The sequence below is a fragment of the Pirellulales bacterium genome (genome assembly GCA_035939775.1).
Lineage (GTDB): Bacteria > Planctomycetota > Planctomycetia > Pirellulales > DATAWG01 > DASZFO01.
In genome coordinates, this window is record DASZFO010000235.1 from 37,829 (window position 1) to 52,107 (window position 14,279).

11 protein-coding genes are annotated in these 14,279 nt (G+C 61.2%); 2 read left to right on the top strand and 9 right to left on the bottom strand.

Features of this window, described 5'->3' with window-relative positions:
- Positions 1 to 71 precede the first annotated feature (71 nt).
- From VGY55_14825 to VGY55_14850, 6 genes are all read right to left on the bottom strand, one after another.
- Complete coding sequence (locus VGY55_14825) at positions 72 to 1,613, bottom strand: DUF1559 domain-containing protein (protein ID HEV2971246.1); 1,542 nt, start codon at positions 1,611 to 1,613, stop codon at positions 72 to 74.
- Positions 1,610 to 3,055 (bottom strand): hypothetical protein, encoded by a 1,446-nt coding sequence (locus tag VGY55_14830; GenBank protein ID HEV2971247.1) that lies wholly within the window; start codon positions 3,053 to 3,055, stop codon positions 1,610 to 1,612. Before VGY55_14830 ends, VGY55_14825 begins: the two co-directional genes overlap by 4 nt.
- Positions 3,052 to 3,705, bottom strand: a complete 654-nt coding sequence (locus VGY55_14835) for a hypothetical protein (GenBank protein ID HEV2971248.1) — start codon at positions 3,703 to 3,705, stop codon at positions 3,052 to 3,054. The genes VGY55_14830 and VGY55_14835 overlap by 4 nt, the downstream gene beginning before the upstream one ends.
- Positions 3,702 to 4,229: an RNA polymerase sigma factor gene (locus VGY55_14840; protein ID HEV2971249.1), complete on the bottom strand. Its 528-nt coding sequence runs from the start codon at positions 4,227 to 4,229 to the stop codon at positions 3,702 to 3,704. Before VGY55_14840 ends, VGY55_14835 begins: the two co-directional genes overlap by 4 nt.
- Before the next feature lie 98 nt (positions 4,230 to 4,327).
- The gene (locus VGY55_14845; protein HEV2971250.1) at positions 4,328 to 8,710 is read right to left on the bottom strand and encodes an autotransporter-associated beta strand repeat-containing protein; all 4,383 of its coding nucleotides are present in this window, start codon (positions 8,708 to 8,710) and stop codon (positions 4,328 to 4,330) included.
- Between the two features lie 57 nt (positions 8,711 to 8,767).
- On the bottom strand, positions 8,768 to 10,237 hold the full coding sequence (locus VGY55_14850; GenBank protein ID HEV2971251.1) for a DUF1501 domain-containing protein: 1,470 nt from the start codon (positions 10,235 to 10,237) through the stop codon (positions 8,768 to 8,770).
- Positions 10,238 to 10,451: 214 nt separating this feature from the next.
- Here VGY55_14850 and VGY55_14855 point away from each other — a divergent pair, with 214 nt between their 5' ends.
- Positions 10,452 to 10,649: a hypothetical protein gene (locus VGY55_14855; protein ID HEV2971252.1), complete on the top strand. Its 198-nt coding sequence runs from the start codon at positions 10,452 to 10,454 to the stop codon at positions 10,647 to 10,649.
- Positions 10,650 to 10,661: 12 nt separating this feature from the next.
- Here the strand turns inward: VGY55_14855 and VGY55_14860 are convergent, their stop codons facing one another.
- Entirely contained in the window at positions 10,662 to 10,796 is a 135-nt protein-coding gene (locus tag VGY55_14860; protein ID HEV2971253.1) for a hypothetical protein, read from the bottom strand.
- Between the two features lie 106 nt (positions 10,797 to 10,902).
- Between VGY55_14860 and VGY55_14865 the strand changes: the two genes are divergently transcribed.
- Entirely contained in the window at positions 10,903 to 11,175 is a 273-nt protein-coding gene (locus VGY55_14865) for a hypothetical protein (protein ID HEV2971254.1), read from the top strand.
- Positions 11,176 to 11,374: 199 nt separating this feature from the next.
- Here the strand turns inward: VGY55_14865 and VGY55_14870 are convergent, their stop codons facing one another.
- Entirely contained in the window at positions 11,375 to 11,578 is a 204-nt protein-coding gene (locus VGY55_14870) for a type II toxin-antitoxin system HicB family antitoxin (protein HEV2971255.1), read from the bottom strand.
- 14 nt (positions 11,579 to 11,592) lie between these two features.
- Entirely contained in the window at positions 11,593 to 13,752 is a 2,160-nt protein-coding gene (ppk1, locus tag VGY55_14875) for a polyphosphate kinase 1 (GenBank protein HEV2971256.1), read from the bottom strand.
- Positions 13,753 to 14,279: the final 527 nt, after the last annotated feature.

Genomic DNA, 14,279 nt, shown 5'->3' on the forward strand with positions numbered 1-14,279 from the left:
ATGGACTGTGTTGGCTCATGGCCACTCAGGGCAGTGGCCATGGCACCCATAAAATCAGGTTTGACGCTCCACTAGAAACTTTCGATCACCTCGCCGCCGGCTCGCGTGACGAGGGCCTTCAAAGTCTTTGAATCGAGCGTGCCCGGCACGAGACGGACCGAGCCGTCGCAGAGCGCCGCGTAGAAGCCGCCGCTATAGAAGCGGCCAAGCCCCTGGGTTGGCTGCTGCGGATCAAACTGCCAATCGTCGGGCTTGGTCCAGATCGCGGCGTGGTCGTCGTCTGATTCGATGACCATGAGCGTATTGGAGGTCCCGTCGGTTATGTCCTTGAACTCGGTCGGTTTGTCGGCTGTGAACACCGCGCCGTTGCCGACTGGCAAAAGATAGTTCGTCCGGCCGGGCTCCTTATTCTTGGAGACCGGCAGGCGGTAGATCTCCGGCATCTTGTCGATCAAGGCCCGATTGTGCGGACTGTCCCAGGCTTCGTCGAGGTGAAACTGCTGATAGAGCGGATTCTCGTCGAGATAAGGCAGAATCGCGACCCGCCAACTCAAAAGCGGCGTAGCTTGAGGGCTAAGGCTGGCGGGCAACGGAAAATGCTTGTGCGCCGAGTGATAATTGTGCATCGCTAGCGCAATCTGTTTGAGGTTGTTCGACGACCGCACCATCGCGCTCTTGCGCTCGAGCGACTCGATGGGCCGCGCAAGAGAGGCCAGGACTGTGTCGATGCCGCGATTCTTCTCGTCCCAAACCAACAATAGCCGTTTGCCGTCCAGTCGCGGCAGCATCAACGCGGCCACCTCGTCATAATTGGGGACGACCTTTCGCGTGCCTCCGTTCTCGCCGGCCAAGTGGAGCATATCGCCCAGCTTGCTCCGTAAAGCCTCGGCTGCCTGGGAATCCTCGGATTGGATTGTTAGCCGCACGGCGGCATGCGGAGGCGGATCGATCCCGGCGGCGGCCCACAGCACGCCGCGCGTGAACACGTTAATCGGCCCGCCACCGATTTCCTTGGGCAATTCGCCGATGGCCTCTTCCAGCACGCGGCGATAATGCTTCGGGGGCAACAACAGCACCTGGGCCGCCGTGTCGCCCGCGGCTTCCAAGGCCGGCGCCAGCTCGGGGCGTGGATCCAGTACTATTCCGGCTAGTCGCGTCAATGTCTCCCGATCGGGTGCAATCAGGAGCAAGTCCCCCCGCCGTTCGGTTGCGGCGACGATGCCGACGATTCCGCGAATCGCCTTCTCGTCGCTGGAAGTGTCGAGTGGGATCGCGGCAAACGGCCTTGCCTGGCGCAGGCCGCCGGAAAGAGTGAAAAACGCGTAGACATCCTTCACGCCAGCGTCGATCAATCGCTGTCGGAGCCCGCCGACAGCGACTTTGATGGCCGCGGCTTCTTCCGTGCTGACAAGCCGCAGCGAAGCGGCCTGATCGACGAGCGGATCGACGGCAACTCGCGTGAGATCGAGATGGGCCACGGCGACCGTCTGCTCGTCGATGAGCGGCGCGACGATTTTCGCGCGGACGGTCGCGTCGAACTTGTCCTGGCCGACGGCGGCGCCGGCAGTGAGTGCCAACATGGCCATTGCCGCGGTGCTGAAAAGGACTCTCATCGTTTTGCTCCCTCAGAGGCGAGTTGGATTTCGTAAAGAGTCGGATTGTCGATCGGAAACGGGGATTCGAGTTTTGCGGTATCGCCTTTGCGGACATAGATGAATGGCTCGCCGCGATATGGATCGAGCGGAATCGGCACTTCCGTGACGTCTCTCAGGCTCTCGGGCAGCTTGCCTTCATGCCCGGCGGCATAGAGCCGCAGCGCTTCGAGCACTTCGAGAGCGGCGATTTTTTGAATCGATCGGGTTTCTGCGTTCTTGACGTTAAACACTGCCGGCAGAAGGAGCGTGGCGAAGGGAATAATCTCTCGGCCGCGGGCGATGCTCTCATGCAATTTCTTATCTACTCGTTCCATTCCCTGGCGCGCTTCCGTGTAGGGGAGCGAGAGCCATTTGAATGTGTCGTCGCGAAGTTCGTTGTAGGTTTGCATCGAGTAGATCAGGATGACCTGGGCCGCCGACATGCCTTCCACTTCTGCCGGCGAGCGCCCCTCGGCGATCAAAGACCACTTCGCCCGCGGGTAGCCCTCGAGCATCGAGGCCACCGCCCCCAAGTCAATCCAATCGGGCTGTCCCGAGCCACTGCCGGAGCCCATGAACGCGGAGAGTCGGCCCACGATCTTTTGCAAGATCCGGCGCCACTCGTCCGGCGTCAGATCCTTCTTTTCCAGATCGCGGAGCTCGGGATACGAGAGGTAAATCTCCGCGAATTCCGCTTCGTAGCCCGGACGAAAATCGATCAACGGCCGCGGCAGCGAGGCCAAGGCCCAATACAAGTTCGGCGCGCCCGGCTGCTGAATCAATGTTTCCAATTGATACGACATCATTCCGCCGATCGCGACGCCGACTAATCCATTGATGAGCGTCGGTCCTTGGGCCACGTGCCGTGCGAGGGCAAAGCCGGTTTGCAAGGTGTGGATGGCGTCGTCGTATTTCCCGCCGGCGATCTGGAGTCGCGCCCGGACGGCCAGAATCCGGGCCCACGACCGGCTCGACTGAACGTCCGGCAGCAGGATCGAATAGAATTCGTGCTCCCGAATCGGAATATCCCAGTCGCACGAATCGCAGCGGGCGCCGCGATCGAGCAATTCGATAATCCCGGACCGGCTCGACATTAGCCAAGCGTACTTCCTTCCTTCTCCGCTCACTTCTTTGCGCAGCTTGGGCAGCGGCATCTCGATCCACTTGTCGAGCGTGTCCCAGAATGCAGTGTCACTGAACAATTGGGTCTGCTCGTGCGGCACCTTGAGGTATTGGACGGCCGCGTTGCCGGGCCGACGATCCAAGAGCGGCGGCAAAAGCTGATACTTGAGCGCCTCGCGGGGCTCGCCAGCCGGGTGCAAGACGATCTTGATCGGCGGCTTGTCCGCGTCTTGTCCTCGCGCCGTCGCCGCCGCCAGTGCAGCGCCGATCAATACAAAAGAGCCGAGATGGCGCATCATAGTTTGCTCCCCTGGAGATCTGATGGTTGGAAAATCGACTCATCCGGTCCACCGAGCGACTTGCCCGACTCGCGTAAAAGGCGTTGCCGCAATGTTCCATTCTGGATTTTGGAATCGGCGCTCTCCATGTCGATCATCGAGACGGCTTTGTCATTGGCTCGCCAACCGTTGCGGTTCGGCAAGCCCTCATCCAGCTCCGTGTCGCCGGCCGAGAGAATTCCTCGGGCATCAGGTCGCCCGGAGAACGTGAGACGCCGCCGAATGCCGCGGTCGTCGATCGCTTCTCGGGCAACGGGCCGGGATGCAGACGGTCCCGTAGCGCCTGCGCGGCTCGTCGCCTGCGAAGTACCTTCCCGATCGGCAACGAGCGCCGGTCGATTGATCAACATCACTACCAGCAGAGTCGCCGCGATCGAAGTCATCGCCGCCAGCGCTCCCGGCCAAGACAAGCGACGAACGAGGCTCGCGGGCTGCAGTTTGCGTCCGCAATGAACGCAAATAAACTGGTGCCCCGCCGGATGATTGCAGGCGGGCGTCTTTTCGCGCGGCGTCAACTCGCTCGCTACTGCCCCGAGCACGCGCGGGCGCAATCCGGCCTCAAGTCCCTTGGGCGTCAGTCGGGCCAATAGTTCTTCGATGTCGTCGTTCATTTCGGTTGCCTCGCCATCCAGGTTTGCATTTTTGCCAAGGCCGCGCGATAGCGGGTGGCCACAGTCCCTTGCGGCGCCCCGATCACGCGGCTGATTTGTTGAAACGTCAACTCGGCATAGGTTTTTAGTTCCACGACTTCCCGCAGCTCGGGACTCAATTGCCCCATCGCCGCGGCGACGATCTCCGCGATATCCCGGGCCTCGGCGTCGCTCGGCGCGCAACAGAACAGGTCATCTGCCGTCAGTGGCTTTCGCTCGCGCTCGAGTCGCGCCCGGCTCGCCGCAAATCGCGCCGACTCGTTCCGGGCGACGGTGAACACATAAGCCTCCAGGTTGGCAACCTTGGCGAATCCCTGTCGCGTGCGAGCCAGACGGAGGAACGATTCCTGCAATGCATCGCCCGCGTCGTCTCGCGAGCCCAGGCGAACGAGCAGGTAATGACCGAGGCGATCGGCGTAGGTGTCGTACAACTCGGCGAAGGCAGCCTGGTCGCCTCGCGCCAATCTTGCCTGGAGCGTTTCCATCCGGCTGCTCGACCTGTTTGCTGCGTACTATGAAGAAGACCGACGCGGGCGACGGATTTATTGGAGAATCCGGTCTGAATGTCGGAAAAAGTCAAGACTTAGCCATCAAAGCTGGACCAGCGCGCTGGCTGTTCCAATAGATCGTCGACGATGGCTAACTGTTTGACGAGATGCGAGGTGTTGCGTCCTGACGGTCGATCTGCGGCGGCGGTTGTTAGGAGCCTGCGGGGAAAGATGCTGTCGGGGATCGCGAATGGATCCAATCCGCCGACATGCGCCGCTGCCGCCGATGCGATTGAATTGTTCGCAGACGAGACCGATGGTTTGGCGGCCGTGGAAACGGGTAATGGGCTGCCGACAACCGGCGGTTGGTTTAGACTTAGCGACGGGACTGCGGCGATTGAAGCTAGCGGGGCTTCAATGCTGAATTGTCGGGTGCCAGGGCCACTGCCCTGAGTGGCCATGCCTCGGTGGGGCTCATGCCCACGCCGACCTGCTGGCGGGCCCATAGGGCGCCCCGCCCGCGTGGGCATGGCACCCAACGCGGCCGAAGAGGCGACCGCAGCGCTGCTCTCCGGCGCGGCGGCGCTGGCTGCGTCCACGAGCGAGTTTCCATTGGCGTCACTCGCGGCAATGGTAACGACGGCGCCAGAGCCGATCGTCAGGCTGCCGCCCAACGATGCACCGTATTCGACGATAAGCGATCCGGCCGACACATCGGTGCCGCCGGTGAAGCTGTTCGCGCCGCTGAGAATCACGGTCCCCGCCCCGGTCAGCGTCAGCGATTTTTCCGTGCCGCTGATCGCGCCGGCGACCGTCAAGGTGCTGCCGGCTGCGGCATCGACCGACAGATTGCTCAAGAGCGCGAGGCCCGCGGTGATCGAGTGGCTGCCGGCGGCAACGTCAATCGCGGCGCTATTGGCGCCGTTGTTCATTTGCAGCGAACCGTCGGTGCCGGTTGCGATTGTGTAGCTCGTGATGCTGCTGTTAAACGTGACTCCGGCCAATGTCGGGTTGGCGCCGTCCAAGTTGACTATGGTGCCAGCGCTGGACTGGAAAAGGACCGTATCGCCGACGATGCCGCGCTCGCCGGGCAAAGCCAGATTGCCACCTAGCGCCGAACTTTGCCAATTGCCACCCGTGTTCCAAGAGCTGGCGGTCGAAGCACTCCAACTTGCCGAACCGGGCAACGAGACGTTCATCGTTCCGGTCAGGGTGCCGCTCATCGCTTGAATCGTCGCGGTGCCGGACATATAGGCCGGAGTGAACAGGCCCGTGCCGTCGATTTGACCTCCGCCAACCACCGACCAGATGAATGCCGGCTGGTTCGAGAGCGGGTTCGCGAATTGGTCGCGGGCAACGGCCGAGAACTGTTCGGTGCCGGTTGTCGCCAGATTGGATGAGGTCAGCGAAACGGCGATGCTCGTAAATGTTGGCACGACCGTCACGCTGACGCTGCTTGTGGTCGAAAGCTGCGCGGGATCGGTTATGGTCACTTGAAACGTGTACGTGCCGGCCTTGCTGAACGTGGCAACGGTGCTCTTTGCCGCGTTCGTGCCGTTCGCGGAAAACGTGATCGGCGCGGGCGGCGTGCCGGTCGTCGCCCAAGTGTAAGTCAGATTGCTCTCGCCGCCGTTGTAGCCGCCGAGCACGCTCAGCGCCGTGCTCGTGCCCGCGACGGGGCTCGGCATGGCGACGGCCTGAGTCGCCACAGTCGGAGCCTGCTTCACGTCGAGCACCGTCATCGAATAGGCCGGGAAGCTATAGCTGAAATTTGCCCCGTTCAGGCTCAGGGTCGTATTGGAGTTCGCGAGTGCTGAAGCGCCATTCGAGGTCAGGCTTTGCGCCGTGTCCTGCGTCTTGCCGTATTGCCAAACCTGCGCCGGGCCGCCCGGCTGGAAGCCCGAAATGTCGAACTGATCGGTGATTGCGGTGGCCGGGTTGGTATTGATCACCAGCAGTTCGAGATCGCCGTTGGCCTGCATCACGGCGTAAACGTCGAGATCGCTATAGCTGCTCGTCGCCGGCACGACCTGGCCGCCCGCAGTGGCGATTTTCGAAACGAGTTGCAGCGCGTAATAGTTGGGGTAAGCGACATACGTGCCCGAAGCGGGAGCGCTCCCTCCAGATGTCCCCAGCACGCCGTAGTCGCCCCCCATCCGCCAGCCGTAAAGCAGATTGCTCTCGTTGTTGCCGGTGCCCCAACCATTACGCAGGTCCCACATCGTGCTGCCAACGTAGCCGCTGTCGAGCATACTTCCCAGCGAATTGGCGATGAACAATCCATTAACCAGGCTCGTCGATTGCTTGCCAGGGCTCGCATAAACCGAGTTGAACTCCGTGGCCATGAGCTGAACGCTCGCCGCTTGGCCCGCGAGCGTCTGCTGCAGCAGAGATTGATAGGCGGCATACCGCGTCGACCAATCCAAGATGCTGGGGCTATACGCTACGGTGTTGTTCAGCAGGAATGAATCGCTCTCGTTCCCGGGCCCTTGCATGTAGCTATGATCGGAGATGAAATTCGGCACGAACCCGATACTCAGACCCACGGTCAGAACATTTTTGGTCCAGTTGTTGTCGCCGCCGTTCGGGTCGCCGCTGTCGATGCCGATCGAAATTGCGGGCAATCCGGCCGTGCTCAGGATCGAAGCGGCCAGAGTGGCGAACTGCTTGGCGAAGGCGACATACGTGGCCGGGTCGTGCGCCGCGCCGGTGCTCGCGCCGCCGGGCCCGGCCGTGCCGTGGTGATCGACCTCCCAACTTACTCCGTATTCTTCGTTGCCGACCTCCCAATACTTGATGCTGGTGAAGGGGGCCGAATGGCCGATCCGCAAGAAGTTCAAGCCGTCATTCAGTGCAAGCGGACTCGCGGCACGAAGACTCGCCCAGTAGCCGACTGTATTCCAGTTCACTGTTTGCCATACGCTCGTGGAGTCGCTCCACTCGATTCCATTGCCGATCGCAGTCGAGTCGGCGGTCGAGCCTTCCAGATAGGCCAATTCGGCGGCGGCTTCCTGAGGACTGCCCGAACCGTAATCGAGCGTCACCAAACCGGTCCCGCCCGCCAATGTAATGAACTGGACGAACTGCGGAATCGTGATCGCGGCGGAATCGCCGGAATTCGCCGCCACGTTGAAATGGAAATCGTCGGAAGAAGAACCACCGGGAAAACGATACAACTTGAGTCCCGCGGCGGTCGCCATCTGCATTGTTTGAGAGGTGGTTGCCGCACTGTCCCACCAGGTTGCGTTGATGCCGAACATGTTGGTGGCGACGGGATGCAGGACCGTGGCGGCGCTCACCATCGACGTCACCGCCGCGCTCGGAGCCGCGCTGACGAGCAAATTGGTGAAGCTCGCCGCGCCGGCGAATTCGTAGCCCGTTCCGCTGGGAAGCGTGTAAGTTGCGAATCCGCCCGATTCGCTCGCGTAGGTGATTGGCGTGAATGAATCCGTCGTGGAGGGGGAGTATCCGTAGACGAGATCGGCCTTGAGCGTGCCGGCCAGCGTTGCCGCGCCCGAAATTGCGATCGAGCCAAAGACGTTGGTGGAGGGCGCGCCTCCGAGCTGCACGTCCAGCATGCCCGTCGAAGTCTGCGAGAAGGCGCCGCTCACCGCGATCGTGTTCGTGGGGCCGACGGTGACCGTGCCGTTATTAGCGGCGCTTCCGGTGGTCAGGTGCGACGGCCCAATTGGGGACGGTCCGAACTTGACCGTGTCGAAATAGACCGTTCCACCAAAGGATCCGCTACCCGAATAGGTTGCCAGTTGCACGTGTGCCGTCGCGGCATTGCTTGGCGCGACGGCGGTCGTGAAAAAGTGATTCCAGCCTTGGCCGCCGACGGTCCCCGCGAGCGGTCCGCCGCTCGCGCTCGAGCCGCTGAGAACGACGATCTGATTGGGCGCGCTATAAGCGCTTATTTGCTTGTTGCTGGAGTCGAAGTACAGCACCTGGAGTTCGCCGACGATGTTGCCCGTCAGGGGATTGGCGGCGGGAGTCATCGCGTAAACGGACGTGGTATACGACGCACCGGGTGTGACGGTAAAGGTCTGCGACACTCCGGAGTTCGCGCCGCTCAGGACGAGCGACTGCGAGCCGGCGAAGGCGTATTGGCTGCTGAGGTATGACGATCCCCAGTAGCCCCAGTTGGCGGGCCGCGTCGTGCCGTTGGAAGCGGCCGGCGATTCGAATTCCGGATTGCTCGTGATCGAATTGCTGGCTGGGTTCGCCGGATCGCCGCCGCCCGGCATCGCCAGCGTATCGTTGGCGCCGACGGTCAGGCTATTTACCGAGTCCGTTTCGCCGGCCTGGATCGTAATCGTCGCCGGCGATGACGTGTTGATCATCACGTCAGACGTGGTCGTCGGAACGCCGTTGTTCCAATTGGATGCCTGGCTCCAATTTCCGTTGCCGCCGATCCATGAGTCAGCGGCAAGCAAATTCCGATCTTCGAGCCGCTCGAAGCGCAGCCTGACACGCATCGCGATCCATCCTGGTTGACAACCCCTGTACCGTTACTCTAGCCGCTCGGGCCGTTGTTAGGCAAATAACCCCGGCACGGGCAGCCCTTGCACCATCTCGCGCGGCTGGTTGAGATGGTTGTAGACGATCGTCGCCGGGCTGATGCCCGCCGCGTGATAGATCGTCGCCAGCAGTTCCGTCGGATGGACCGGATTCTCCAACGGGCCGCTGGCCGTCTTGTCGCTCTTGCCGTAGACGAAGCCGCGCTTGATGCCGGCCCCCGCCAGGCAGGCCGTGTAGCAGTAGGGCCAGTGATCGCGGCCGTCGGGGCTGTTGCCATTGCCCGAGGTGCTCAGGCCGCGCTGCGGCGAGCGGCCGAATTCGCCGACCGCGACGACGAGCGTCTCGGCGAGCATGCCGCGCTCGTCGAGATCGGAGATCAGCGCCGTCAGGCCCGGATCGAACATCGGCGCCGCCTGGGTCTTCATGCGCTTGGTGAGATCGACGTGCATGTCCCAAGAGTGATTGTCGGAATTCGCGACCTTGGGCCAGATCACCTCGACCACTCGCGTCCCAGCCTCGACCAACCGCCGCGCCAGAAGACAGCTTTGGCCAAACGTGTTGCGGCCGTACCGCTCGCGCATCGCGTCCGGCTCTTTCTTGAGATCGAAGGCATCGCGCGCCCTGCCCGATAGGATCAGCCCCAGCGCCTTGTCGTAATACGAATCGAGTTCGTACTTCGCGGTGGCCTTTTCAATCTCCGGCATCCCCTTGTCGATCACTTCGCGCAACCGCGCGCGGCGCTCCAGGCGGGCGCTCGAGACCTCCGGCCGAAGCTGCAAATCTTCGACCTTGATGCGGTCCATCTTGGCCATGTCCATATCGTCGCCGGGCGGATAGAGATAGTACGGATCGAACGCCCGGCCGAGGAAGCCGGCCGTGCCCGATTTGCCGACCACGCCACTCTCCTGCAACGGCCGCGGCATCATCACGAACGGCAGCATGGGGACGGTCGGCGGCTTGAGGCGAATAATGTTCGAGCCGAAGTTCGGATAGTCCTTCGGACTCGGCGGCTCGAGCTGGCCGGAGGGACTCACCTTGTCGGCCGTCCAGCCAGTGTTCATCTGATAGATGGCGGCTGTGTGGTTGAACAGCCCGTTGGGCGTGTAGCTCATCGACCGCACGAGCGTCAGCTTGTCGGTGATTTCGGCGAACTTTGGGAGCATCTCGGTGACGTTCACACCGGGCGTCTTGGTTGGGATCGCCTTGAACGCGCTGCGCACATTGTCTGGCACGTTTTCCTTTGGGTCCCAAAGATCAAGATGGCTCGGGCCGCCTTGCAAGTAAACCAGAATAACGCTCTTCGCCTTCCCCCAGCCCGGCCCGCCGCCAACTGGCGCCTCCGCGGCAGCCGCCTGCCGCTTGAGCAGATCGCCAAGCGTGAGCCCGAGCATTGCCGATCCACCAATGCGCAATAGATCACGTCGGGTAACGCCAAGCTGACGATCGCAGAGATCTTTGCCAGGTTGACCAGGGATGACGAGCATGAGAACACCTCGGATGGGAAGGAGATTCGAGGATCAGGAGGGAGAATTCTTTTATGCGGCGAGCATGAGGCAGGGAATTAATTCGCTCCCGCAGCGCACTCAATATAGCGGCATGTGGCGACGAATGTCAAATTTGGACGAACTCGGGTAGTGGGTCAGTCTGAAATCGCGATTCCGAAAATCTATCGTCGGGCGAGCGGGCCGTTCAATCATCATGGCAAATATCGCGATCAATCACGTCCCTGGCCCAAAACTTGACCTGTCCGTGGCTGGCTTCAAAGTCGTCAACTCGCACCTTCAGTCCATCAAGTTGCCGACGGCTGACATCGACAATGCAGAGACCGGAGGTGTGGATCGGAAAGCCTTCTTCAATGCTCAGGCCTTGAACCCCGAGAAACCGGAGCCGCCGTAAGACGGAGTCCTTTTAAAGCGTCAAATCCAAACGAGCGCCAGAAAAGTCAGGAGGATTTCGATAGTAGCAAAGCTCGACGATATCGTATTGCCAGGGGCGATCAATGATCGGATGATAGGGATCGTCGTCGAATCTGTTTTCGCTCATCCCTCCATCATATCCGAGCGCTCTCGCAAGGGCCAAAGGCACGCCACAATAACCAATTGGATTGTTCGCGGCGCACTTTGGATCGTACAATTTCAATATGGAAAGGATGATCGCCAAAACGGTCAGTGAGATTTCTGAAACGGCCAGGCGCAGTCTTGAAGGCCTGCTCGGCCGGCAATTGCAGCCAGAGCAGCGTGTGCTAGTTATGTTGCTTTCGCCAAGTGAAACACCGGATGATTCGGTCGGCCGCGAACCGCTGATTGGACTGCGGCAAGTTATCGCATCCGCGCAGCGAAATGCCGATGCGAAGGGAGTCAGCGACGAAGAAATAGGCGCCGCTGTTGAAGAGGCGATGGCGCATTTCCGCGGCAGGGCCTAAAGGTCATCGTCTCGCAGTCCAGCTCGTCTCATCAGACTCCGTAACGTCCCGCGTTTCAGATCGCGGTTGCCATGCACGGGGACCGTGAGAATCACTTGGCTTCCTGGCCGAGCGTAGATGTGATGGCTCCCGTGGACTTGCTGGAGAATCCAGCCGCGGGTTTCCAGCACTCTGCAGAGATGCTTGTCCGAAACGACCTTCAAAGATCGATCTGCGCAAGCTGGGCGTCGGATTCCTCTGCGACAGCTTCATCCGCTACGGCGAGCCAGCCCTCGGCGGCCTCGCGGATGTTTGCGAGTGTTTCGTCGTAGGAGTCACCTTCCGAAACGCAGCCAGGTAAGGCGGGGATCTCGGCCCAGAATCCACCTTCTTCAGCAGGATGCAACACGACTCTCAGCTTCATGGCAGACCCTTCCGTTACGACGACCCAATCCGCAATTCCTCATGTCGCAGCGCGCCGTTGCCGAAGGGGCGGGTTTCGGGTGGGGCGACGGCGGGGTGCAAGGCGAGCAGACGTTCTTGGCAGCGGTAGGCCATGCCTCCTTCCGGCGGTTTGATGCGGACGTACATCCCGTCGGGCTGGAGCATGCGGGCCTTCACGTTGTCCAAAAGATACGCCGGCACGATCTCGTGCAGAATCCGCTCGCGCAGATCGGCCGCCTCGATCGGGAACATCACTTCGACGCGGCGATAGAAATTCCGCGGCATCCAATCGGCGCTGCTCAGATAAATCTGGCAATCGTCGTCGGGACCAAAGACGTAAATGCGGCTGTGCTCGAGGAACCGATCGACGATGCTCCGCACGCGGATGTTTTCCGAAATCCCAGGTAGCCCCGGCCGCAGGCAGGAAATGCCGCGATCCACGATGTCGATCGGCACTCCCGCTTGGCTGGCCCGATAGAGCGCCTCGATCACGCGATGGTCGGCTAGCGCGTTGGTCTTGGCGAAGATTCGCGACGGCCGACCTTCGCGAGCGCGCTGCGCCTGCTCGTCGATGAGTTGCAGCGTGCGACGCTGCAAATCGGTTGGGGCGACCACCAGCTTCCGCCATTGATGCCCCTGCGAATAACCGGTGAGCAGATTGAACAGGGCCGAGGCGTCGGCGGCGATGTCCTCGTTTGTGGTGAACAGACCCAGATCGGTGTAAATGAGCGCGGTGGTCGGATTGTAGTTGCCGGTGCCGAGGTGCACGTAGCGCCGCAGGCTGCTTCCCTCCTGCCGCACGACTAGGGACACCTTGCAATGCGTCTTGAGGTCGAGAAAGCCGAACACCACATGCACGCCGGCCCGCTCGAGCTGCCGTGCCCAGCTCACGTTGTTCGCCTCGTCGAATCGAGCCTTGAGTTCCACGAGCGCGGTGACGTGCTTGCCCGATTCCGCGGCCTGGATCAAGGCCCGCGTGACCGGCGAATCGCCGCTGGTGCGATAGAGCGTCTGCTTGATAGCCTGCACCCGCGGGTCGTTCGCAGCCCGGCTGATGAAATCGACCACAGGATCAAAGGCGTCGTATGGGTGATGCAGCAAAATGTCGCGCTTCGCGATCATCGCGAATAGATCGTCGCTCCGCCGGCGGATTCCTCGCGGCAATTGCGGCGAAAAGGGCGCGTCGCGGAGGTGATCGCGATTGGGAATCTTCGTGAGTTCCATGAGCGCCGTCAGATCGAGCGGCCCGGGGATCCGATAAACCTCGCTATAACCCTCGGGCGTTCCGTCGCGAATTGCTTCGTCGTCGATGATCATCCGCGACAACTCTTCATTGCCCCCGGCGGCGACCTCCAGGCGCACGGCTTCACCGCGCTGCCGCGCCTTGAGACGATCTTCAATCAGACGGAGCATGTCGTCCGATTCTTGCTCCAACAACTCGATGTCGCTGTCGCGCGTAATCCGGAATGTGGTCCACGAGAGAATGTCGAACCCGCCGAACAGTTCGGGCAACCGCGCCGAGACCGCCTCTTCCAACAAGATGAACTGCTGCTCTTCTCCCTGCCCCAACGGCACCAGGCGCGGCAGAATCTGCGGCACCTGCACGACGGCGAACAACTGCTTCGGCCCCAAGCCGCGGCGGCGCTCGAGCATCGTCGCCAGGTACAATCCACGATTGTGATACCGCGGGCTGGGATGGGCCGGATCGACGGCCATCGGCGTGAGAATCGGGAACGCTCGCTCGCGGAAGAAGCGATCGAGCGATTCGCGCTGGGTGGGATTCAGCTCATTGAACCGCAATAGCCGAATCCCTTCGGCAGCAAGCTGCGGCAGCACGGACTCGTTCCAGCAACGATACTGCGCGGCGACGAGTTCCTGGGTGCGCTTAGCGATCCGCTGCAACTGCGCGACAGGGCGCATGCCGTCGGGGGCAAAATCCTGCGGGGCGCCGTCGCCGAAGGCCTGCTCGCGCAGGCCCGCCACGCGGACCATGAAGAACTCATCCAAGTTCGAGCTGAAGATTGCCAGAAACTTCAGCCGCTCCAAGAGCGGGTTCGTCGGGTCTTCCGCCTCTTCCAATACGCGGGCGTTGAATTCCAACCAACTCAACTCGCGGTTGATGAAGTGCTCGGCTTGGAAAGTTTGTTCAGACACGGTGATAAGTACGAAGTGCGAAGTACAAAGGACGAACGGCGAAAGAAACGGGGATAACTCTTCAGACGCGACCCGATGCGCCGGGCTGGAACGTCCACCTAAGTATAAATCATACGGAGCCGCGAATCGGCCGAAAACCCCGCTCGCCGCCGAAGGACCTGATTCATCGAATTCACACAATCGCCATTGCCGGCAGGGGAACAGCCGCCGGAATGGTAGTCAGCCACGGACACGATCGCGCCAGCACCGAAATCAATCGATGGCACGACGGTCACGATGCCGGACACCCCAGAAAACCAAGCCGCCTATCCGCAGCAAACGACTAAAGAGGATCTGGCGAGCTTCCGCCACCCTTGAAGGACTTTGACGCTTTTCATAACATCGTTAACCCAGCGGCTGTGTTTTTTGTCAAGGTTATTTTTAAGCATGATTGGAGTTCCAGGTAGAGTTTGTTTTGACCATGGTATTGAGGATGACAAGGAGTTTTCGCATGCAGGCGGTGATGGCTTTTTTGAAAGGTTTTCCGG

What these genes read in the sequence shown, in the direction of transcription:
- VGY55_14865 (HEV2971254.1), top strand. Translation starts at nt 10,903, where the DNA reads ATGATCGCCAAAACGGTCAGTGAGATTTCTGAAACGGCCAGGCGCAGT.
- VGY55_14825 (HEV2971246.1), bottom strand. Translation starts at nt 1,613, where the DNA reads ATGAGAGTCCTTTTCAGCACCGCGGCAATGGCCATGTTGGCACTCACT.
- VGY55_14850 (HEV2971251.1), bottom strand. Translation starts at nt 10,237, where the DNA reads ATGCTCGTCATCCCTGGTCAACCTGGCAAAGATCTCTGCGATCGTCAG.
- VGY55_14855 (HEV2971252.1), top strand. Translation starts at nt 10,452, where the DNA reads ATGGCAAATATCGCGATCAATCACGTCCCTGGCCCAAAACTTGACCTG.
- VGY55_14830 (HEV2971247.1), bottom strand. Translation starts at nt 3,055, where the DNA reads ATGATGCGCCATCTCGGCTCTTTTGTATTGATCGGCGCTGCACTGGCG.
- VGY55_14870 (HEV2971255.1), bottom strand. Translation starts at nt 11,578, where the DNA reads ATGAAGCTGAGAGTCGTGTTGCATCCTGCTGAAGAAGGTGGATTCTGG.
- VGY55_14840 (HEV2971249.1), bottom strand. Translation starts at nt 4,229, where the DNA reads ATGGAAACGCTCCAGGCAAGATTGGCGCGAGGCGACCAGGCTGCCTTC.
- VGY55_14835 (HEV2971248.1), bottom strand. Translation starts at nt 3,705, where the DNA reads ATGAACGACGACATCGAAGAACTATTGGCCCGACTGACGCCCAAGGGA.
- VGY55_14845 (HEV2971250.1), bottom strand. Translation starts at nt 8,710, where the DNA reads ATGCGTGTCAGGCTGCGCTTCGAGCGGCTCGAAGATCGGAATTTGCTT.
- VGY55_14860 (HEV2971253.1), bottom strand. Translation starts at nt 10,796, where the DNA reads ATGAGCGAAAACAGATTCGACGACGATCCCTATCATCCGATCATTGAT.